This window comes from Pseudoxanthomonas spadix, assembly GCF_003703395.1.
Lineage (GTDB): Bacteria > Pseudomonadota > Gammaproteobacteria > Xanthomonadales > Xanthomonadaceae > Pseudoxanthomonas_A > Pseudoxanthomonas_A spadix.
The window spans coordinates 1-20,221 of the sequence record NZ_RDQN01000019.1; the positions used below are offsets into that span (position 1 = coordinate 1).

General features: G+C 68.9%; 18 protein-coding genes and 1 pseudogene. 12 read left to right on the top strand and 7 right to left on the bottom strand.

The genetic code is table 11. The annotated features are described in order from the left end of the window. Positions 1-284 precede the first annotated feature (284 nt). Positions 285-1,352, bottom strand: coding sequence for a site-specific tyrosine recombinase XerD (locus D9R12_RS15215; RefSeq protein ID WP_122231679.1), 1,068 nt, complete (start codon positions 1,350-1,352; stop codon positions 285-287). 102 nt (positions 1,353-1,454) lie between these two features. Here D9R12_RS15215 and D9R12_RS15220 point away from each other — a divergent pair, with 102 nt between their 5' ends. Beyond that, positions 1,455-1,949: an RDD family protein gene (locus D9R12_RS15220; RefSeq protein WP_122231681.1), complete on the top strand. Its 495-nt coding sequence runs from the start codon at positions 1,455-1,457 to the stop codon at positions 1,947-1,949. Between the two features lie 4 nt (positions 1,950-1,953). Here the strand turns inward: D9R12_RS15220 and lptG are convergent, their stop codons facing one another. Next, positions 1,954-3,057: an LPS export ABC transporter permease LptG gene (gene lptG / locus D9R12_RS15225; protein WP_122231683.1), complete on the bottom strand. Its 1,104-nt coding sequence runs from the start codon at positions 3,055-3,057 to the stop codon at positions 1,954-1,956. After that, the gene (lptF, locus tag D9R12_RS15230; protein ID WP_014159361.1) at positions 3,054-4,136 is read right to left on the bottom strand and encodes an LPS export ABC transporter permease LptF; all 1,083 of its coding nucleotides are present in this window, start codon (positions 4,134-4,136) and stop codon (positions 3,054-3,056) included. The genes lptG and lptF overlap by 4 nt, the downstream gene beginning before the upstream one ends. A 145-nt stretch (positions 4,137-4,281) precedes the next feature. Here lptF and D9R12_RS15235 point away from each other — a divergent pair, with 145 nt between their 5' ends. The 3 genes from D9R12_RS15235 to D9R12_RS15245 all read left to right on the top strand — a co-directional run bounded on the left by D9R12_RS15235 (position 4,282) and on the right by D9R12_RS15245 (position 9,250). Continuing rightward, a complete protein-coding gene (locus D9R12_RS15235) occupies positions 4,282-5,772 on the top strand; it encodes a leucyl aminopeptidase (RefSeq protein WP_122231685.1) in 1,491 nt (496 codons plus the stop codon). A gap of 93 nt (positions 5,773-5,865) precedes the next feature. Further along, on the top strand, positions 5,866-6,291 hold the full coding sequence (locus D9R12_RS15240; protein WP_014159359.1) for a DNA polymerase III subunit chi: 426 nt from the start codon (positions 5,866-5,868) through the stop codon (positions 6,289-6,291). A gap of 94 nt (positions 6,292-6,385) precedes the next feature. Then, positions 6,386-9,250, top strand: coding sequence for a valine--tRNA ligase (locus D9R12_RS15245; protein ID WP_122231687.1), 2,865 nt, complete (start codon positions 6,386-6,388; stop codon positions 9,248-9,250). A gap of 102 nt (positions 9,251-9,352) precedes the next feature. On the opposite strand, the gene rimI is transcribed toward D9R12_RS15245, so the two are convergent. From rimI to pssA, 3 genes are read right to left on the bottom strand one after another with little or no spacing between them, the layout of a single operon-like run. After that, positions 9,353-9,847 carry a ribosomal protein S18-alanine N-acetyltransferase gene (rimI, locus tag D9R12_RS15250; RefSeq protein WP_342345476.1) on the bottom strand — a complete coding sequence of 165 codons (495 nt, stop codon included), beginning with the start codon at positions 9,845-9,847 and terminating at the stop codon, positions 9,353-9,355. After that, positions 9,844-10,284 (bottom strand): alanine acetyltransferase, encoded by a 441-nt coding sequence (locus D9R12_RS15855; RefSeq protein ID WP_170159285.1) that lies wholly within the window; start codon positions 10,282-10,284, stop codon positions 9,844-9,846. The genes rimI and D9R12_RS15855 overlap by 4 nt, the downstream gene beginning before the upstream one ends. Continuing rightward, positions 10,281-11,057 carry a CDP-diacylglycerol--serine O-phosphatidyltransferase gene (pssA, locus tag D9R12_RS15260; protein WP_122231689.1) on the bottom strand — a complete coding sequence of 259 codons (777 nt, stop codon included), beginning with the start codon at positions 11,055-11,057 and terminating at the stop codon, positions 10,281-10,283. Before pssA ends, D9R12_RS15855 begins: the two co-directional genes overlap by 4 nt. 123 nt (positions 11,058-11,180) lie before the next feature. Between pssA and D9R12_RS15265 the strand changes: the two genes are divergently transcribed. The 3 genes and pseudogenes from D9R12_RS15265 to D9R12_RS15275 all read left to right on the top strand — a co-directional run. Next, positions 11,181-11,576: a DUF4124 domain-containing protein gene (locus D9R12_RS15265; RefSeq protein WP_122231691.1), complete on the top strand. Its 396-nt coding sequence runs from the start codon at positions 11,181-11,183 to the stop codon at positions 11,574-11,576. A 364-nt stretch (positions 11,577-11,940) separates the two neighbouring features. Continuing rightward, complete coding sequence (locus tag D9R12_RS15270) at positions 11,941-13,641, top strand: proline--tRNA ligase (protein WP_122231693.1); 1,701 nt, start codon at positions 11,941-11,943, stop codon at positions 13,639-13,641. A gap of 154 nt (positions 13,642-13,795) precedes the next feature. Then, positions 13,796-14,167 (top strand): annotated as a pseudogene (locus D9R12_RS15275) (H-NS histone family protein); the annotation flags it as partial. Positions 14,168-14,269: 102 nt separating this feature from the next. Here D9R12_RS15275 and D9R12_RS15280 read toward each other — a convergent pair. Continuing rightward, positions 14,270-15,511 (bottom strand): threonine/serine exporter family protein, encoded by a 1,242-nt coding sequence (locus tag D9R12_RS15280; protein WP_122231695.1) that lies wholly within the window; start codon positions 15,509-15,511, stop codon positions 14,270-14,272. An 86-nt stretch (positions 15,512-15,597) separates the two neighbouring features. Between D9R12_RS15280 and D9R12_RS15285 the strand changes: the two genes are divergently transcribed. The 5 genes from D9R12_RS15285 (at position 15,598) to D9R12_RS15305 (ending at position 20,056) form a co-directional block, all read left to right on the top strand. Beyond that, entirely contained in the window at positions 15,598-16,491 is an 894-nt protein-coding gene (locus D9R12_RS15285) for a DMT family transporter (RefSeq protein WP_122231697.1), read from the top strand. After that, a complete protein-coding gene (locus D9R12_RS15290; RefSeq protein WP_122231699.1) occupies positions 16,488-17,603 on the top strand; it encodes an ABC transporter permease in 1,116 nt (371 codons plus the stop codon). Before D9R12_RS15285 ends, D9R12_RS15290 begins: the two co-directional genes overlap by 4 nt. Positions 17,604-17,670: 67 nt before the next feature. After that, positions 17,671-18,489: an ABC transporter ATP-binding protein gene (locus tag D9R12_RS15295; protein WP_244671867.1), complete on the top strand. Its 819-nt coding sequence runs from the start codon at positions 17,671-17,673 to the stop codon at positions 18,487-18,489. 17 nt (positions 18,490-18,506) lie between these two features. Beyond that, positions 18,507-19,433, top strand: coding sequence for an MlaD family protein (locus D9R12_RS15300; RefSeq protein ID WP_122231703.1), 927 nt, complete (start codon positions 18,507-18,509; stop codon positions 19,431-19,433). Next, a complete protein-coding gene (locus D9R12_RS15305) occupies positions 19,430-20,056 on the top strand; it encodes an ABC-type transport auxiliary lipoprotein family protein (RefSeq protein ID WP_014159346.1) in 627 nt (208 codons plus the stop codon). The genes D9R12_RS15300 and D9R12_RS15305 overlap by 4 nt, the downstream gene beginning before the upstream one ends. Positions 20,057-20,221: the final 165 nt, after the last annotated feature.

Below are 20,221 nucleotides of genomic sequence, written 5' to 3' on the forward strand. Positions count from 1 at the left end.
GCCTTCGCCCCCTCTCCCCCGCTCGCGGGGGAGAGGGGGCGAAGGCGGGCTTGTTGCTCCGTCAACACAGCTGCGTCGCGCAGCAAGAGCTCCGCCTCGCGCGACATCGCGCTCAATGACGCCCCGGCCCGGCCATCCATGGCCGGGGGTGAAGCCAAAGCGCGGCGCGCTCGCGTCGGGGCTCACGAACGCCATCCCTGGCGCGACATCGCGCTCAATGACGCCCCGGCCCGGCCATCCATGGCCGGGGGTGAAGCCAAAGCGCGGCATGCCGCGCTTTGGCTTCACCCCCTCGGGTGGTGTTTGGTGTGGAGGTGCTGGAGGTGCTGGCGGGCGACCAGGGTGTAGATCTGGGTGGTGGACAGCGAGCTGTGGCCCAGCATCAGCTGCAGCGAGCGCAGGTCGGCGCCACGGTTGAGCAGGTGGGTGGCAAAGCTGTGGCGCAGGCCATGCGGGCTGACCTTGGCCGGATCGATCCCGGCCGCCGCTGCGTAGCGCTTGACCAGCCCCCAGAATGCCTGCCGGCTCAGCGCCCGGCGCTTGCCATCGATGAACAACGGCACCTGGCCGTCGGCCATGGCCGGCACTGCCTTGCCGGCCGAAAGCTGCGGTCGCGCCTGATCCAGATAGCGCTGCAGCCAGTGCTGTGACTCCTCGCCCAGCGGCACCAGCCGCTCCTTGCTGCCCTTGCCGGTGACGCGCACCACGCCCTGGCGCAGGTTCACCGCATTGGCCGGCAGGTCCACCAGCTCGCTCACGCGCAGCCCGCAGGCGTACATCAGCTCCAGCATCGCGCGGTCGCGCAGGCCCAGCGGGGTGTCCAGGTCCGGCGCGTCCAGCAGGCCCTCGATCTGGCCTTCCGACAACGCCTTGGGCAGCGAGCGCGGCAATTGCGGCGGCTCCAGCAGTGCGGTCGGATCGTCGGCGCGCGCACCGCGCCGCACCAGCTGGCGGTAGAACGCGCGCAGGCAGGACAGCAGCCGGGCGTTGCTGCGCGGCGAGTAGCCTGCGCGCGCGCGCCAGGCCAGGTAGTCGAACAGCAACCCACGGTCCGCGGTTGCCAGCCAGTTCCCGGATGCCCTGCCCGGTGCGCCATGACGGGCGTCCTGGAGGTCCAGCCCGTCCATCCCTGGAGGGGCGCTCGCCGGCGTGGGCGCCGCTGGCTGGCCAGCGCGCCCGCCCGCCCAGCGCGCCAGGCCCTGCAGGTCGCGCCGATAGCTGTCCAGCGTGGCCCGCGCCAGGCCGCCCTCGGCCCAGGCCGTATCCAGGAAGGCGTCGATGCTGCGGGCATCGGCCGGCCCGCATTCGGGCAGTGCGTTGATGGCCTGGCGGCGGGCGGCGGGCGATGGCATCGCAGTAGCTTAGAACGCGCACAGAGCAGCCAGTAGCAACCGGCTCACCGAGCCCGCTTGCCCTGCTCCTCACTCCTCACTCCCTCGCCTTATCCTTGGCCCATGTCCGCCGAATCCGACACCGCCCCGCTCGCCCTGCCCGCGCCGCGCCGCGCCCTGCTGGGCTGGCGACTGCTGGCGCTGTTTTACGATGCCTGGCCGGTGCTGGCGCTGTGGATGCTGGTCTCGGCCGCGTTCACCCTGGGCTACACCTTCCTTGGCCACCACGCCGCACGCCAGAACATCCCGCCCTTCAGCCTGCTGCAGTGGCTGCTGTGGCTGACGTGCTGGGCGGTGGCCGGCATCTACGCCACGGTGAGTTGGCGGCGCGGCGGCCAGACCCTGGGCATGCGGCCGTGGCGGCTGGTGCTGGTCGCCGGAGACGGCGCGAACGGCCCCGGCTGGAAGACCCTGTGGCTGCGCTATGCGGTGGCCACGCTGTCGCTGTTGTGCGCGGGAGTGGGCTTCTGGTGGGCCTGGTTGGACCGCGACCGCTTGACCTGGCACGACCGTGCCAGCGGCACGCGCCTGGTGCGCAAGCCGAGGCCGCCGCGCTGATCTGCTAGCTGCTGCGACGCTTGAACAGCCACATCGAGATCAGCAGCATCAGCACCGGCGCAGCCGCATAGGCCAGGCGATAATCCAGGCGCAGGGCGGTGCTCATGCGGGCGAACAGCAGCTGCAGCAGCCAGAACACCAGCGCGAACATGATGCCCAGGAACAGGCGCTTGCCCGCCCCGCCGCTGCGCAGGCTGCCGAACGCGAACGGGATCGCCGCCAGACACAGGGCCAGCACGTTCAGCGGGTAGAACCAGCGGCCCCAGTAGATCTCCTCGTAGTCGCGCGCATCCAGGTCATTGCGCCTGCGGTAGTCGATGCTGCGCTTCAGGTCGGCCGCCGCCATGTAGCGCGGCTGGCCCAGGGCGGCGGTCAGCGCGGCCGGGTCCAGCCTGGACGCCCAGCGCTGCTGCGGAGCCCTGTCCTGCTGCACGGCACGGTCGCCGAAGGTGGTGCGCACCACGTCATTGAGGATCCAGCTGTCGCTGGCATGGGTGGCAGTGGCGGCGTGGGTGATGGACGCCAGGCGGCCTTCGTCATCGAGCCGGTACAGGCGCACGTCCTGCAGGACCAGCTGCTGCCGGCCATCCACCATCACCTGATCGCCGTTGCGGGCATTGAGGAACACATCGCCCTCGCGCGCCCACAGGCCGGCGTAGCGGCCGCGGGTGACGTTGCCGTACTTGGCCAGGCCCTTCAGGTTGTCGGCCTGGACCTGGCCCCAGGCGCCGACGGTTTCCATGCACAGCATCATCCCGGCGGTCAGGATCGCCAGGGTCACGGCCACCGACAGGCTCAGGCGACGCCGCGACAGTCCCAATGCGCGCAGCGCGGTCAACTCCGAACTGGCGGCCAGCTGGCCCAGGCCCATCAACGCGCCGATCACCGCCGCGGTGGGAAACAGCGTGTAGGCCCGGCGCGGGATCGTATAGGCCACGAAGGCCAGCGCGTGGGTGAAGGTGAAGTTGCCGCGTCCGATCTCGCGCAGCTGCCCGGACACGCCATTGGTCACGTCCAGGCCCAGCAGCACGGCCCACACCAGCAGCACCGTGCCCAGCACCACCTTGCCCACGTAGCGATCGTGGATGCGCGGGGTAAAACGGATCATGCGCGGGCTCCACGGCGGCGCAGCATGCGCCCATCACGGCCATAGGCCCACACCGCCAGCACCAGCAGCGGCAGGCTCAGCCACCACAGACCCAGCATGGGCGGCAGCTTGTCCTTGGCCAGCCACTGGGTGCCGTTGATCATCATCAGGAAGGCCACCAGGTAACCCAGGAAACCCAGCATCACCCGGCCATAGCGCGATTGCCGCGGCGCGCTGCGCGCCAGCGGCAGGGCCAGCAGGGCGAAGGCCAGGCACAGCAGCGGCGGGGTGATGCGCGCATGCAGCTGGGCGTTGGCCTGGCTGCGCGGATCGTCCAGCAGCTGCGAGGTCGGCAGCAGCTCCGGATCATCATCGGCCTTGCTGTCCTGGCGGTCCGGCAGGGCAACCTCGTTGCTGGCATAGCGCATCAGGCGGAAATCCTTGCCCGCCCCGGCGGGGCCCTCCACCCGGAACCCATCGCGCAGCTGCAGGAAACGCGAGGTCTCGCCTTCGAAATACATCTTGCCGGTCTTGGCGGTCACCACGTCCAGCCGATCGTCCTGCTGGCGCTGCATGAACACCTTGGACAGGTCGCGACCGTCGGCCGACATCCCGCCCACGTAGACCACCCCGCCATTGTGGAGCACGGTGAACTTGCCCGGCGCCAGTCCGGACACGATCAGCGAGCGGTTGGCATGGGCGATCATGTCCTGGCTGGTGCGCGACGCCAGCGGCCCGGCCCACAGCGAAATCAGGCCCACCAGCGCCACGATCGGGACCACCAGCATCAGCAGCGGGCGCAACATCCGCCGCGGCCCCACCCCGATCGAGGCCAGCACCGGCATCTCCGAATCGCGATACATCCGCGCGATGGCCAGCATCAACCCCAGCATCAGCGCCAGCGACAGGATCAGTGGCAGGTAGGACACCGTGGCCAGCCCGAGCTGGGACAGCAGCAGGCCTGCCGGCACCTTGCCGTCGGCCACATCGCCCAGCACATCCACCAGCACCCCACCGAGGCTGACCACCAGCAGGACCATCAGCGCCGCCAGGAAACTCTGGGTGAATTCGGTGAACAGGTAACGGTCCAGCTTCGGCATCGGGCGGGGTTGCCTTACAATGACAGGTTCGAGTGCCGGTACGCGCAACAGCGCGGACCGAGGCGGACGGCGCGAGATCCAGCATCGCGGCGGCCGGCGATTGTACGTGCCTGCTGGTGAAACCGACTCACACGGAATCTGCGCAATGACCCTGGAATTCGCCCTGAACCACGAGATCCCCACCGCCGCGGCGGTCGACTGCCTGGTGGTGGGCGTGTATGCGGACAAGTCGCTCAGCGCCGCGGCCAAGGCCGTGGACCAGGCCAGCGGTGGCCGCCTGACGGCCCTGGTCCAACGCGGCGACGCCCCCGGCCGCAGCGGCCGCACCACCTTCCTGTACGACCTGCCCGGGGTCACTGCGCCGCGCGTGCTGGTGGTAGGGTTGGGCGAGGTGGCCAAGTTCAACGTGCCCACCTACCTCAAGGCCCTGACCGAAACCGCCCGCGCCCTGAAGGAAAGCGCCGCCACCAGCGCCCTGGTCACCCTGACCGAGCTGGACGTGCCCAGCCGCGACACCGCCTGGGCAATCCGCCAGGCCGTGGCCGCCACCGAGCACGCCAGCTACCGCTACGAGGCCACCCTGGGCAAGCGCAAGCTCGACGCCCAGGCGCTGGCCAAGGTCGCCTTCAGCGGCACCGATGCACAGGCCCTGGCCCAGGGCATCGCCATCGCCGCCGGCGTGCGCTTCACCCGCGAGCTGGGCAACCTGCCGCCCAACCTCTGCACTCCGGCCTACCTGGCCCAGCAGGCGCAGGAATTTGCCGCCACCCACGACGGCGCCGAGGCCGAGATCCTGGAAGAGGCGCAGATGGAAGCGCTCGGCATGGGTTCGCTGCTGGCCGTGGCGCGCGGCTCGGCCAATCGCCCGCGCCTGATCGTGCTCAAGTGGAACGGCGCCGCCGACCCCGCCGCACAGCCGTACGTGCTGGTCGGCAAGGGCATCACCTTCGATACCGGCGGCGTCAACCTCAAGACCCAGGGCGGCATCGAGGAGATGAAGTACGACATGTGCGGCGGCGCCACGGTGCTGGGCACCTTCGTGGCCACCGTGGGGCTCAAGCTGCCGCTGAACCTGGTGGTGGTCGTGCCGGCGGTGGAAAACGCGATCGACGGCAACGCCTACCGCCCGTCCGATGTGATCACCTCCATGTCCGGACGCACCATCGAGGTCGGCAACACCGACGCCGAAGGGCGCCTGATCCTGTGCGATGCGCTGACCTATGCCGAACGCTTCAAGCCGGCCGCGCTGGTCGACGTGGCCACCCTCACCGGTGCCTGCCTGGTCGCCCTGGGCCGCCACGCCGCCGGCCTGATGAGCAAGCACGACGATCTCAGCGATGAGCTGCTCTCGGCCGGCGAGCACGTCTACGATCGCGCCTGGCGCCTGCCGCTGTGGGACGAATACCAGAGCGCGCTGGAGTCGACCTTTGCCGACGTCTACAACATCGGCGGCCGCTGGGGCGGGGCGATCACCGCCGGCTGCTTCCTGGCCCGGTTCACCGAAGGCCAGCGCTGGGCGCACCTGGACATCGCCGGGGTGGCCAACGAAGAAGGCAAGCGCGGCATGGCCACCGGCCGTCCGGTGAACCTGCTGGCGCAGTGGCTGCTGGATCGTGCCCAAGCCGCGACCCGCTAGCACCAAAACCGGGGTCGGAGTGGTGTTTGACCCGGCCCCGGTTCGCCTGCAGCGATGCAAGCGGAAACTCCACTCTGACCCCGGTTTTCGCCCATGCGCGCCGATTTCTACCTGATCGCCAAGCCGCGCTTCCTCCAGGCGCCGTTGAAGCTGGTCTGCGAGTTGACCAGGAAGTGCTACGCCACCGGCCAGTTCGCGGTGATCCTGGCCCGCGACCTGGAGCAGGCCGAGGAACTGGACGAACTGCTGTGGGCCTTCGACGATGACGCCTACCTCCCGCACCAGATCGCCGGTATCGACGAGGACGAGGACGAAGTCACCCCGGTGCTGATCGTGCCCCCGGCGCTGGACACCCCGCAGCGACCGCTGGTGATCAACCTGCGCCAGGACGCCTACGCCGGCAGTTGCGAGCGGGTGCTGGAAGTGGTCCCGGCCGACCCGGCCGCGCGCGCACCGCTGCGCGAGCGCTGGCGCCAGTACCAGGCGCGCGGCTTCGCCCTGAACAAGCACGACATGTAGCAGCGCCCCGTGGGCGCGATGGGGCTCTGCCGGGAAAGTCCATCGCGCCCCTGCGGTGCGCTCCTACGCCCTTCCTTTCAACGATTGCCACACCATGACCGAACCGCTCGCCTCCAGCTACGACCCCAAGGCCTTCGAAACGCGCCTGTATGCGCAGTGGGAGGCCAGTGGCGCGTTCAAGCCGACCGGCATCGGCACGCCCTACACGATCCTGCTGCCGCCGCCGAACGTGACCGGCACCCTGCACATGGGCCACGCCTTTCAGCACACCCTGATGGACGCGCTGGTGCGCTACCACCGCATGCGCGGCTACGACACGCTGTGGCAGGTGGGCACCGACCACGCCGGCATCGCCACCGAGATGGTGGTGACCCGCAACATGGCCGCCGAGGGCAAGGGCCAGACCCGCGATGCGCTGGGCCGCGAGGGCTTCATCGCCAAGGTTTGGGAATGGAAGGCGCAATCGGGCGACACCATCGAGCGCCAGATGCGCCGCCTGGGCGCCTCGGGCGACTGGTCGCGCAGCATCTTCACCATGGACCGGCTGCCCTCGGCAGCCGTCAACGAAGCCTTCGTGCGCTGGTTCGAGCAGGGCCTGATCTATCGCGGCCAGCGCCTGGTCAACTGGGACCCGGTGCTCAAGACCGCCATTTCCGACCTGGAGGTGGAAAACGTCGAGGAAGACGGCTTTTTGTGGTCGATCCGCTATCCACTGGCCGATGGCGTGACCTACGAACACATCGAGCACGATGCCGATGGCAACCAGATCCTGCGGCAGGTCCGCGATTACCTGGTGGTCGCCACCACGCGCCCGGAAACCATGCTCGGCGACACCGCGGTGATGGTCCATCCGCAAGACCCGCGCTATGCCGCGCTGATCGGCAAGTCGGTGGCCTTGCCATTGAGCAACCGCACCATCCCGGTGATCGCCGACGACTATGTGGACCGCGCCTTCGGCACCGGCGTGGTCAAGGTCACCCCGGCACACGATTTCAATGACTATCAGGTGGGGATGCGTCACCAGCTGCCGCTGATCAACCTGTTCACCCCCACCGCCACGCTCAATGACAACGCGCCGCCCACGTATCGGGGGCTGGACCGCTACGATGCGCGCAAGCAAGTGCTGGCGGACCTGGAAGCACTGGGCCTGCTGGTCGAAGCCAAGCCGCACAAGCTGCAGGTCCCGCGTGGCGACCGCACCGGCCAGGTGATCGAGCCGTACCTGACCGACCAGTGGTTCGTGAAGATGGACGGCCTGGCCAGGCGCGGCCTGGAGCGCTTCGAAAATGGCGACATCCGCTTCGTCCCGCCCAACTGGATCAACACCTATCGGCACTGGATGGAGAACATCCAGGACTGGTGCATCAGCCGCCAGCTGTGGTGGGGCCATCGCATCCCGGCCTGGTACGACGACGCCGGCACCTGCTATGTCGCGCGCACCGAGCAGGAGGCCTACCGCAAGGCGGGTATCGAGCCACCCAATGCCACTGATGCGGGCAGCGGCGGCGGGTCAGGACCCGCCCTACGCCAGGACAGCGACGTGCTGGAAACCTGGTTCTCCTCGCAGCTGTGGCCGTTCTCGACGCTGGGCTGGCCCGATCCGCAGGCCATGGCCGAGCGCGGCTTCGACCGCTACCTGCCTTCGGACGTGCTGGTCACCGGCTTTGACATCATCTTCTTCTGGGTGGCGCGCATGGTCATGGCCACCGACAGCTTCACCGGCAAGGTGCCGTTCCGCGATGTCTATATCACCGGCCTGATCCGCGATGCGCAGGGCCAGAAGATGTCCAAGTCCAAGGGCAACGTACTGGACCCGCTGGACATCATCGACGGCATTTCCCTGGACGATCTGGTCGCCAAGCGCACCGGCGGGCTGATGCAGCCGAAGATGGCCGAGAAAATCGAGCGCGCCACCCGCAAGGAATTCCCCAACGGCATCGCCGCCCACGGCGCCGACGCGCTGCGCTTCACCATCACCGCACTGGCCAGCCACGGCCGCGACATCAAGTTCGACCTGTCCCGCGCCGAGGGCTACAAGAACTTCTGCAACAAGCTGTGGAACGCCAGCCGCTTCGTGCTGATGAACACCGAGGGCGCACGCTTCAATGGCGCGCCCACCCCGCAGACCGATGCGGAGAAATGGATCCTGGCCGGCCTGGCGCGGGTCAGCCAGGAAGCGGCCACCCACTTTGCCGGCTATCGCTTCGACCTGCTCTCGCAGGCGCTGTACGAGTTTGCCTGGAACCAGTTCTGCGACTGGTTCGTAGAACTGACCAAGCCGGCGTTGAATGGCACCGATACGGAAGCCGCAGACAGCACGCGCCACACGCTGCTATACGTACTGGAGCAACTGCTGCGCCTGCTGCACCCGCTAACCCCGTTCGTCACTGAAGAACTGTGGCAGCAGGTCGCCCCGCGCGTAGGCGTGGATGCACAGAGCATCTCGCTGCAGGCCTACCCCACCGCCGAAGCGCTGGACGCAGGCACCTACGCCCAGGCCGAAGCCGACGTGGAATGGCTCAAGGCCATGGTCAGCGCCGTGCGCCGGGTGCGCAGCGAACTGGGCGTGTCGCCGGGCAGGTCGGTCGCGCTGATGCTGCAGGGCGGTGGCGACAACGACCGGCCGCGCGTGACCCGCTTCGCTTCGCAGCTGCAGTCACTGCTGCGGCTCGAATCGATCAGCTGGCTCGATGGCCAAGATGCGCCCGCATCGGCCGCCGCCGTGGTCGGCGAGCTGCGCCTGCTGGTGCCGCTGGAAGGCCTGGTCGACCTGGATGCCGAGCGCGCGCGCCTGGACCGGGAAATCGCCAGGGTCGCCGGCGAGCGCGAGAAGAGCCAAACCAAGCTGGCCAGGTTCAGTGACAAGGTCCCGCCGGACGTGGTCGAACAGGAGCGCGCCCGCCTGATCGACTGGACCACCCAGCTTGGCGCCCTGCAGGACCAGCGCGCCAGGCTCTAACAAAACCGGGGTCCAAAACCAAAACCGGGGTCAGAGTGAAGTTTCGACCTTGCTGCTCATTGCGGCAGCGACGATCGGCGAAACTTCACTCTGACCCCGGTTTTAGTCGAGCAACTCGATTGCCATGACGATGGCGTCCTCGCGGCCGCCGTGCGCGGGGTAATAGCGCGGACGCCGGCCGATCTCGTTGAAGCCTTCGCTGTGGTAGAGGGCGATGGCATGCGGATTGGACGGACGCACTTCCAGGAATACCCGCTCGGCACGGCGCTCGCGCGCGCCACGCACCAGCGCGCGCAGCAGGTAGCGGCCCAGGCCGCGGCCCTGGCGCTCGGGCGCCACGCAGACGTTGAGGATGTGGGCTTCGTCCACCGCCATGCTGAGCACGCCATAGCCGATCGGCAACCCGCGCTCCAGCAGCAACCAGGCCGGATAGCCCGCCGCCAGGCAGTCGCGGAAGATGCCGCGCGTCCACGGGAACGGATAGGCGCGCAGCTCGATCGCCATGACCTCTTCCAGGTCGGCTTCGCGCATCGGCCGCAGGGTGACATCGCTCCTTTGATCAAGGGCGTGGCCGGGGTCGGAGCGCAGCGCGCTCACCGGCCCGCCTTGCGCAGCGCCCGCAGCAGCGGCCACAGCGCGCGCTTGGCTGCCGGGTTGCCGCGCAGGGCCGCCGTATCGGGCCAGCTGGCGATGATCGCGGCCGACTCGGGCGCATTCGGGTTCAGGCCCGAGGCGCGGATCAACTCGAAACGCAGGGCGTCGTGCAGGCGCGCGCCGGCCCGGGGCGGCGGCGTGGGTGCACGGTGTACGGGCCCGGCCTGCGCCAGGGTCGGTGCAGGCGGCGCGGGACCTCGCGTGGACGGCGCGGCCTGGCGCGGCGATGGCGCAGGACGCGAAGGGCGTGCTTCCGGCGCGCGCGCAGGCGCCGGCGCCGCGGCGAGCGGCAGGCTGCCCGGCACCCACACGGTGTGGCCCAGCGCCTGCAGCCAGGCGTGCTGCTCGCCGGTCCACAGCGGCTGGCCCTTGAGGCTCATGTGGCCGCGTCCCTGCGCCCCCGGCGCTGCATGGCCCACATCACCGGGCCGGACAAGGCGTACAGCACCGCGATCACGCACAACGTGCGCGGCAGGTCGATGACCAGCACCGCAATCACCACCGGCACCAGCACCACCAGCAGAAATGGCACCCGGTCGGCGCGTGCGCCGCCGGCGCCGGTGCCCTTGAAGCTCCAGAAGCGGATCCGGCTGACCATCAGCAGCGCCGACACCAGGGTCACTGCCAGTGCCACATAGCGCAGCTGCTCGCCGGTCCACATCAGCTCGCCGTCGGCAAAGGCCCACACGAAGGACATCATCAGCCCGGCCGCGGCCGGGCTGGCCAGGCCGATGAACCAGCGTTTGTCGGCGGTGCCGGCCTGGGTATTGAAGCGCGCCAGGCGCAGCGCCGCGCAGGCCGCATACAGGAAGGCCACCGCCCAACCCACCCGGCCCATGGTCTGGCCATCCAGCTGCAGCGCCGACAGCGACCAGTGGTACATCACCAGCGCCGGGGCCATGCCGAAGCTGACCAGGTCGGCCAGTGAGTCGTATTGCACACCGAAGGCGCTGCTGGTCCCGGTCAGGCGCGCCACGCGTCCATCCACCCCGTCCATCAGCCCGGCGATGAACACCGCGATGGCCGCCGCCACGAACTGCGCATTGGACGCAGCAATGATGGCGTAGAACCCGGAAAACAGGCCGGCGGTGGTGAACAGGTTGGGCAGCAGGTACATGCCGCGGACCCGCTTGGGCTGGTTGAGCTCGTTCATCGCGTCAGTTTAGCCTTGCCGCCGCGCCTGGCGGGGCGTGCCGGGGCCGATGACGGCTTGCCAGCCGGGGCTGCGAGTGCTGCAATCGGCGCCCATTGCGACACTCTGAAGCGGAGCTGGTCCATGCGCCTGTCCACCTGCCTGATCCTGTCGGCCCTGCTGGCCGCCCCGCTGGCCTGCGCCCAGAGCATGTACCAGTGGAAGGACGCCCAGGGAGTGACCCACTACTCGGATGTGCCGCCGCCCAAGAGCAAGCTGGAAGGCAAGCCGATCAACGCCGCCGACGCCATGGCCCGCGGCAGCACGCCAGCCACCGCCCAGGCCGCGCCGGCCGAAAGTGCGCAGTGCTCCAGCGCCCGCCTGAATCAGAAGATCCTCTCCGGCGCCGCACCGGTACGACAAATGGGCGCCGACGGCAAACCCGGCGCGGTGCTCAGCGATGCCCAGCGCGCCAGCCAGCGCGAGCTGGCCGACGCCGCGGTCAAGGCCTACTGCACGCCGGCTGACGCCGGCCGCTGACCCAGGCATACCCTGGCGGCACGCGTTCGGCCCCCGCTCCCCGCACGCGGGAAAGAGGACTGTGGGGGGATTTTCGCTTGAAGGTCCCCAGCCTATTGCAGCCGGCTCCGGAACGTCGACGACCATCTTCCGCATGGCCCTCGCCCCCTCACCCCGACCCTCTCCCCCGCAGGCGGGGGAGAGGGAGCAAGGCAACACCGGCACCTGTGATCCCGGCGCGGCTCGGCGGGGCGGCAAACTTCGCCAGAGCTCACCGTGGATCATTCATCGAGCCAGGTCGACAGGCAGACAATGCCGCGGCCACCGACGCGGCGCTGCGGCAACTGGCAAAATGCCCGCTTTCCGCTTTCGCGATGTCCTGCCGATGCGCCTGTCGCAGTTCCACCTCCGCACCACCAAGGAAACCCCCGCCGACGCCGAGCTGATCAGCCACCGGCTGATGCTGCGCGCCGGCATGGTCCGCAAGCTGGCCTCGGGCCTGTACACCTGGTCGCCGCTGGGCCTGCGCGTGCTGCGCAAGGTCGAGGCCATCGTGCGCGAGGAGATGAACCGCGCCGGCGCCCAGGAGATGCTCATGCCCACCATCCAGCCGCGCGAGCTGTGGGAAGAGACCGGCCGCTGGGAGAAGTTCGGCCCGCAGCTGCTCAAGGTGACCGACCGCAAGGACCAGGCCTTCTGCTATGCGCCCACCGCCGAGGAAGTGGTCACCGATTTCGCCCGCAACGAGCTGTCCAGTTACCGGCAGCTGCCGGTGAACTTCTACCAGATCAACACCAAGTTCCGCGACGAGATCCGCCCGCGCTTTGGCGTGATGCGCGCGCGCGAGTTCCTGATGAAGGACGCCTACTCCTTCCACCTGAGCCAAGCGGACCTGGCGCGCGAATACCGCAACATGCATGCGGCCTACACCCGCATCTTCAGCCGCCTGGGCCTGGAGTTCCGCGCGGTGCTGGCCGACAGCGGCGCCATCGGCGGCGATGCCTCGCAGGAATTCCACGTGCTGGCCGGCTCCGGTGAGGACGCGCTGGCCTTCTCCACCGCGTCGGACTACGCGGCCAACGTGGAAACGGCCACGGCCGCCGAACCGGGCCCGCGTCCGGCGGCGGCCGAGGCGCTGCGCAGGATCGACACCCCTACCCAGAAGACCTGCGAGGCGGTGGCCGAGCTGCTGGGCATCGCCCTGCAGCGCACGGTCAAGTCGATCGCCATCACCGCCGCCGACGGCACCTTCGTGCTGGCGCTGGTGCGCGGCGATCACCAGGTCAACGAGATCAAGCTGGCCAAGGTGCCGGGCCTGGCCGGCTACCGCATGGCCAGCGAAGCGGAAATCCTGGCGCAGCTGGGCAGCGAGCCCGGCTTTCTGGGCCCGATCAACCCCAGGCAGCCGATCCGGGTGGTCGCCGATCGCGATGTGGCGGCGTTGGCCGACTTCGTGGTCGGTGCCAATCAGGCCGGTTTTCATCTGGCCGGGGTCAACTGGGGCCGCGATCTGCCAGAGCCCGAGGTGGTCGCCGACATCCGCAACGTGGTCGAAGGCGACCGCGCGGTCGATGGCGGGCAGATCAGGCTTGCGCGCGGCATCGAGGTCGGCCACATCTTCCAGCTCGGCCGCACCTACACCCAGGCGCTGGGCGCCACGGTGCTGGACGAAAACGGCAAGGCCGCGGTGATGCTGATGGGCTGCTACGGCATCGGCGTGTCGCGCATCGTCGCGGCGGCCATCGAGCAGAACCACGATGCCAACGGCATCATCTGGCCCGATGCGATGGCACCGTGGCAGGTCGCGGTGTGCATGATCAATCCCAAGCACGATCCGGCAGTCAGCGCGGCCGCGCAGGCACTGCTGGAAGAACTGCAGGCGGCCGGCCTGGACGCGCTGCTGGATGATCGCGGCCTGCGCCCCGGCGCGATGTTCGCCGACATCGAACTGATCGGCATTCCGCACCGGATCGTGGTATCCGAACGTGGCCTGATCGCCGGCACCTATGAATACCGCGCGCGTCGGGCCGACGCGGCCGAGAACCTGGGGAAAGCCGCACTGCTGGAACGCCTGCGCGCAGGCTGAAATCCGCGTCATTGCAGCAACAAGGGGCCGGCCAGTTCCGGCCTTTTGTTTGCCAGTTAATCGGTGGATTTGTATCGAATAACCTATTCGGATTAGAATCGGGCGCACCCGGCAAGGGCCGGCCCCCTTTTCCATTCCAAATCGGAGTTATTCGATGTCGATAGACCTGTCCGGCCTGTCCCCCAAAGAACTCGCCTCGCTGATCAGCCAGGCGCAGAAGCGGCAGACGGTGATTGCCAAGCGCACACCCATTACCAAGGTCCGCAGCCGCATCCTGAAATTCGCCAAGTCGGAAGGGTATTCCCTCGAGGAACTGTTCGGCACCGCCGGCGCCGCTGCACCGACCCGCGGCAGGGGCGCCAGGAAAACCAGCCCCACCGCCGGCCGCAAGCTGGGCAAGGTCCCGGCGAAATACCGCAATCCGGCCAACAGCAAGGAAACCTGGAGCGGCCGCGGCAAGCAGCCGCGCTGGCTGGCCGCCTATGTCGCGGCGGGCAAGAAGCCGGAGGATTTCCTGATCAAGCAGCCGAAGAAGTGACCCCGCCGCCTGGCAGGTAAAATCGGTAAACGAAGAACGCCGGCATCGCCGGCGTTCTTCGTTGCAACCGGACCGGTGCGGCCGGTCGATTCAAAGCGCCTTGCGCGCCGGCACCAGCAGGTTGCCAAACAGCAGGCCGGCCACCAGCGCCATCAGGATCTGCAACACCACCAGCAAGGTGGAATCGCGGCTGGGCGCGCCGCCCTGGACCAGCGCCATCAGGCTGCGCAGGCTGGCACTGCCGGGCACCAGCATGATGATGCCCGGCAGGCGGATCAGCGCACCGGGCCGGTTGAAACGCCGGGCAAACAGATTGCCCAGTGCGGTCATCACCAGCGCCGAGAGGAACAGTCCCACCGGACTGCCCCAGGCCTTGCCTGCATAACGCGAGATCAGATAGCCGCAGATCGCCGCGCCCATCACCCACACATAATCGCGGCGATGGGCCTTGAACAGGACCGCGAAGGCATAGCCGCTGACCACCAGCGCGACCCATTCCACCCAGTCCGGCTGCGGCCACAGCGCACGCACTTCCGGATACAGGTCCAGCATCTGCGCCAGGGTCACCGCGATGATGCTGCCCACGGTGAGCTTGATCACCGTGGTCACCGCGCCGGCAAAGCGTGCCGTGCCCGACACCCAGTGCTGGCTGGTCAGCTCGTTGAACGCGTTGGTCAGGGTCATGCCCGGCAGCAGCACCACCAGCGAGGCGATGATCACCGTGTTGAGGTTCAGCGGTGCGACCACGTTGGACACCAGGATCGCCACCAGGCCGGCGACCAGCGAGGCGATCGCGTCGGCGGCCTCGCGCAGTTGCGGGCGGCGATCGCCGAGCTGGGACAGCACGCCGATCAGCAGGCCGATCAGGGCCGCCGTGGCGATGTCCAGCCAGGGCAGCCGCCACAGTCCGGCCACGCCGCCGGCGGCCAGGCCGAAGGCCAGGACCTGCTTCATGCGGAAACCGGCCGAGGGCGTGCGGTCCAGCGCGCGCAGGTCGGCGTGGCCCTGGGCCAGGGTCATCTGCCCGGCGGCCACGGCCTCGGCGATGCGGTCGGCTTCGCTGAGCTTGTGCAGGTCGTTCTCGCCCGGCGCCAGGCGGATCACGCGGGTGGTGTCGCTGGCGCCCAGCGCGCGCCCGGGATCGGAAAAACTCAGGATCATGCCGGTCGGATTGGACCAGGGCTCGCAGTCCAGCCCCAGCCGCGCCGACAAGGCCAGGATGCTGCCCTCCAGGCGCTGGGCGGTGGTGCCGTAACGGTGCAGGCGCGCGGCGATCTCGCAGACGAAGGCGATCCGCTGGGCGTAGGTGGCAGGTGCAGGGGGGCGCGACATCGCGACAGTCTAGGGGGAGTGCGGCCCTTCCCCTACACTGGCGCGCCTGGCACACGCCCACGCCACATGCCGCTTCGAACCTCCGCATGAACATCGGCCTGGGCCACGCCATGGCGCTGGGCAGCGCCGCGACCTGGGCCTTCGGGGTGATCCTGGCGCGACAGCTGGGCGCCACGCTGCCACCGGCGGCCTTGAACCTGTTCAAGAACGGCCTGGTCCTGGCCGTGCTGGCGCCGCTGGCCCTGATCAGCACGCACGGACAGCTGCCCGCATTGACAGGCAGCCAGCTGGCGCTGTCGCTGGCCAGTGGCGTGCTGGGGATTGCCGTGGCCGACACGCTCTACTTCCGCGCGCTCAACGAACTGGGTGCCGGGCGCATGGGCGTGGTCGGCAATCTGTACAGCCCGCTGGTGCTGGGGCTGGGGCTGGTGTTCCTGGACGAGCGTCTGGGACCGTGGCAATGGCTGGGCTTTGCCCTGGTGGCCGGCGGGGTGGCGCTGGTCGCGCGCCCATCGAAGCGGGAGCAGCGCCAGTCGGCACACAGCCTGCGCGGGCTGGGGATCGGGCTGGGATCGATCGCACTGATGGCGATCTCGATCGTCATGCTCAAGCGCGTGCTGGAAGCCCAGCCACTGCTGTGGATCAGCCTGCTGCGCCTGGCCGGCGCGGTCGCCGCGCTGTTGCTGCTGCGGACCTGGCCGCGCATGCGCCGGCATTTCCAGTTTGTCGCCGCCCAGGTGCCCTGGCCGCGGCTGGTCCTGGCGGCACTGTGTGGACAGGGCCTGTCGATGGTGCTCTGGCTGGGCGGCTACAAGTACGCGCCGGCCGCGGTGGCGGCGATCCTCAACGAGTCGGCTTCTGTCTTTCTGGTCATCCTGGGGGCGCTGTGGCTGCGCGAACCGCTGGGGCGGCGCGCGCTGGCCGGCGTGGCCCTGACCTTCACCGGCATAGCCTGTATGCTCGCCGCCAGACCGCCATGACGCCCGCCCAGACACAGCCCGAGGTCCGCATCGACCCGGCCGAGCCCACGCGGGCCAGGCTGCTGGGCAACTGGACCTTGGCGTCCGCGCTGGAAATCGGCAAGCAGCTGCAGGGCATCCCCGAAGCAGCCACCACCCTGGACGCCAGCCGGATCGCGCGCATCGATTCGGCCGGGGTGCTGGCCCTGCTGCGCCATGCCAAACGTCGCAACATCCCGCCCGAGAACCTGCACTTTCGCCACGATCACAAGGCCCTGGTGTCCAGCATCGAGGACGTGGCCGACGACCGGCCCAAAAAGAAGCGCGACCTGGGGTTTCTGGCCGCGCTGGGCCGGCTGGGGTTCCAGGTCCAGGGCTACGGCCACAAGATCATGGCGCTGCTGAGCTTCACCGGCGAGAACCTGGTCAAGCTGCTGCGCATCGCCCATGAGCCGCGGCGCCTGCGGCTGACCTCCACCGTGTACCACATGGAACAGGTCGGCCTGGATGCGGTGCCGCTGGTGGCGCTGCTGTCCTACCTGGTGGGCGCGGTGATCGCGTTCCTGGGTTCGACCATCCTGCGCGACTTCGGCGCGGAGATCTATGTGGTCGAGCTGGTCTCCATCGCCACCCTGCGCGAACTGGCCGCGCTGATGACCGCGATCGTGGTCGCCGGCCGGACCGCCAGTGCCTTCACCGCCCAGATCGGCGCGATGAAGAGCCGCGAGGAGATCGACGCGATCCGCACCCTTGGCCTGGACCCGATCGACCTGCTGGTGATCCCGCGCCTGATCGCGCTGCTGGTGTGCCTGCCGCTGCTGACCTTCGTGGCAATGATGGCCGGCCTGGCCGGCGGCGTCACCGTGGGCGCGTTCAACCTGGACATTCCGCCGCAGCAGTACCTGGCGCGCCTGCACGACACCATCCAGGTGCGGCACATGCTGGTCGGGCTGGTCAAGGCGCCGGTGTTCGCCGTGGTGATCGGCCTGATCGGCTGCCTGGAAGGCCTGCACGTCGAAGGCACCGCGCAGTCGGTCGGCGAGCACACCACCTCGGCGGTGGTCCAGACCATCTCGCTGGTGATCGTCATCGATGCCCTGGCCGCGCTGTGGTTCATGCAGGTGGGCTGGTGAGGACGGGGCCGGCACTGGGGACTCGGGACTGGGGACCCGTCGAAGGCGATCGCGCGGTGCTGCACGCATGGAAGGCTTCGCGGTGACCAGTCCCCAGTCCCCAGTCTCCAGTCCCGACGACGACGATGCCGCCATCCAGGTCCGCGGCCTGGTCAACCGCTTCGGCGAGCAGACCGTGCACGACGGTCTGGACCTGGACGTGCGCCGTGGCGAGATCCTCGGCGTGGTCGGCGGCTCGGGCAGCGGCAAGTCGGTGCTGATGCGCTCCATCCTGGGGCTGCAGGTTCCCGAGGCCGGGCAGATCCAGGTCCTCGGCCTGGACGCGCGCAGTAACGACCGCGCCTCGCGCCAGCAGATCGAGCGCAACACCGGCGTGCTGTTCCAGGATGGCGCGCTGTTCTCCTCGCTGACCGTGGGCGAGAACGTGCAGGTGCCGCTGAAGGAACACCACCCGGACCTGCCCGAATCCTTCCGCTACGAACTGGCCCTGCTCAAGGTCAAGCTGGCCGGGCTGCCGGGCGAGACCGTCAACAAGCTGCCCTCGCAGCTGTCCGGCGGCATGCGCAAGCGCGCCGGCCTGGCCCGGGCGCTGGCGCTGGACCCGCCGCTGCTGTTCCTGGACGAACCCACCGCCGGGCTGGACCCGATCGGCGCGGCCGCCTTCGACCGCCTGATCAAGACCCTGCAGGAAGCGCTGGGGCTGACCGTGTTCCTCATCACCCATGATCTGGACACCCTGTACGCTATCTGCGATCGGGTGGCGGTGCTGGCCGACAGGAAGGTCGTCGCCACCGCACCCTTGCCCGAAATCGAACGACTGGACCACCCGTGGGTCCGGGATTATTTCCACGGACCGCGCGCCCGGGCCGCGCGCGCCGCGCGCTGACTGCGGAGAACAGGGATTTGGAAACCAAAGCCAACTACGTCCTGATCGGCGCCTTCACCCTGGTGGTGGGCCTGGGTCTGTTGCTGTTCGGCCTGTGGGCAGCCAAGTACTCGTCCGAAAGCAGCTGGCAGGAATACCAAGTGGTGTTCCGCGAGGCCGTCACCGGCCTGAGCGTGGGCAGCCCGGTGCAGTACAACGGCATCGCGGTCGGCTCGATCACCAAGCTGTCGCTGGCACCGAACGACCCCAGCCAGGTCATCGCCAGGATCCGCCTGGACGCGAGCACCCCGGTCAAGACCGACACCACCGCCAAGCTGGCCATCACCAGCCTGACCGGTCCGTCCATCATCCAGCTCAGCGGCGGTTCGCCGGCCTCGCGCAAGCTCACCGAGGTGGACCAGCGCGACGCACCGGTGATCCGCACCAGTCCTTCGGCCCTGCAGAACATCACCGACACCGCCAACCGGATCGTGGAGAAGATGGACCAGGTGCTGAGCGACGAGAACGTGGCCGCGATCTCGGCCACGCTGGTCAACCTGCAGAAGATCAGCGGCGACATCTCCAACCGCGAAGCCGGCGTGCAGGCCTTGCTGGTGTCCGCGCGCGATGCCGCCAGGAAACTGGATACCACCCTGACCACCGCCAACGGCACCCTGTCGGACCTGGACAGGAATGTGGTCCAGCAGCTCCCGCAGACCCTGGCCAAGCTGGATGCCGCGCTGGCCAAGCTGGACTCGGCCGCCGGCAACGCCGACGCGATCCTGGGCGAGAACCGCCAGGCCATCAACAGCTTCGCCAACGACGGCCTGGCCCAGCTGGGCCCGACCTTGAGCGAACTGCGCGGCCTGATCCGCGACCTGCGCCGGGTCAGCGATCGGCTGGAAGGCAACCCCGCCCGCTACCTGCTCGGCCGCGACGCACCCAAGGAGTTCACACCAGAATGAAGGCACCGCTCATCCTGATCCTGGGCGCCGCGCTCGCCCTGGCCGGCTGTTCCTCGCTGCTGGGCGGCGGCGCCGACCGACCGACCGCGATCTATTCGCCGCAGGTGCAGGTGGTGCCCGATCCAGGCTGGCCTTCGACACCGGCCTCGATCGTGGTGGCCAAACCCAGCGCCGCACGCGTGCTGGACAGCTCGCGCATCGCGGTGCGGCCGACCCCGGACGAACTGCAGGTCTACCAGGGCGCCGCCTGGGCACAGAGCGCCACCGCCATGCTGCAGGACGCGGTGGTGCGCACGCTGGAGGATTCCGGCAAGACCACCGGCGCCGGCACCGCCGAATCGGGCATCCGCGGCACTTACAAGCTGATGCTGCACATCCGCCATTTCGAAGCCGACTACGCAGGTGGCCAGGTGCCCTCGGTGGTGCTGGTGGTCAACGCCAAGCTGGTACAGAACCAGGACCAGAGCGTGGCCGCCTCACGCACCTTCAACGTGACCCAGCCCGCCGCCGGCACCGGCACCGCCCAGGTCGTGCAGGCCTTCGACCAGGCCCTTGCGCAGTTGACCAGCCAGATCGTCGGCTGGACCCTGGCCAGCGCCCAGGCGCAGCCAGCGACACCGTAGAAGCACACGCACCGTAGGAGCAACTGTCTTCTCAGGCTCCTGTCATTCTCCATTCAGTTTGGTCTCTGGCCATGGCGTTGAGGCGGGTGAGCAGTACCCGCATGCAGGCGGTGATGGCGACCTTGGCGCACTTGCCCCGTTGGCGCAGGGCTTCGTATCGCGTCT

Bases quoted from the DNA above. Each gene is read 5' to 3' on its own strand.
- D9R12_RS15280 (WP_122231695.1), bottom strand. From the start codon at position 15,511: ATGTCGCGCCCCCCTGCACCTGCCACCTACGCCCAGCGGATCGCCTTC.
- D9R12_RS15295 (WP_244671867.1), top strand. From the start codon at position 17,671: ATGGAAGGCTTCGCGGTGACCAGTCCCCAGTCCCCAGTCTCCAGTCCC.
- D9R12_RS15245 (WP_122231687.1), top strand. From the start codon at position 6,386: ATGACCGAACCGCTCGCCTCCAGCTACGACCCCAAGGCCTTCGAAACG.
- D9R12_RS15220 (WP_122231681.1), top strand. From the start codon at position 1,455: ATGTCCGCCGAATCCGACACCGCCCCGCTCGCCCTGCCCGCGCCGCGC.
- lptG (WP_122231683.1), bottom strand. From the start codon at position 3,057: ATGATCCGTTTTACCCCGCGCATCCACGATCGCTACGTGGGCAAGGTG.
- D9R12_RS15305 (WP_014159346.1), top strand. From the start codon at position 19,430: ATGAAGGCACCGCTCATCCTGATCCTGGGCGCCGCGCTCGCCCTGGCC.
- D9R12_RS15215 (WP_122231679.1), bottom strand. From the start codon at position 1,352: ATGCCATCGCCCGCCGCCCGCCGCCAGGCCATCAACGCACTGCCCGAA.
- D9R12_RS15855 (WP_170159285.1), bottom strand. From the start codon at position 10,284: ATGAGCCTCAAGGGCCAGCCGCTGTGGACCGGCGAGCAGCACGCCTGG.
- D9R12_RS15270 (WP_122231693.1), top strand. From the start codon at position 11,941: ATGCGCCTGTCGCAGTTCCACCTCCGCACCACCAAGGAAACCCCCGCC.
- D9R12_RS15240 (WP_014159359.1), top strand. From the start codon at position 5,866: ATGCGCGCCGATTTCTACCTGATCGCCAAGCCGCGCTTCCTCCAGGCG.
- pssA (WP_122231689.1), bottom strand. From the start codon at position 11,057: ATGAACGAGCTCAACCAGCCCAAGCGGGTCCGCGGCATGTACCTGCTG.
- D9R12_RS15285 (WP_122231697.1), top strand. From the start codon at position 15,598: ATGAACATCGGCCTGGGCCACGCCATGGCGCTGGGCAGCGCCGCGACC.
- D9R12_RS15290 (WP_122231699.1), top strand. From the start codon at position 16,488: ATGACGCCCGCCCAGACACAGCCCGAGGTCCGCATCGACCCGGCCGAG.
- D9R12_RS15235 (WP_122231685.1), top strand. From the start codon at position 4,282: ATGACCCTGGAATTCGCCCTGAACCACGAGATCCCCACCGCCGCGGCG.
- D9R12_RS15265 (WP_122231691.1), top strand. From the start codon at position 11,181: ATGCGCCTGTCCACCTGCCTGATCCTGTCGGCCCTGCTGGCCGCCCCG.
- lptF (WP_014159361.1), bottom strand. From the start codon at position 4,136: ATGCCGAAGCTGGACCGTTACCTGTTCACCGAATTCACCCAGAGTTTC.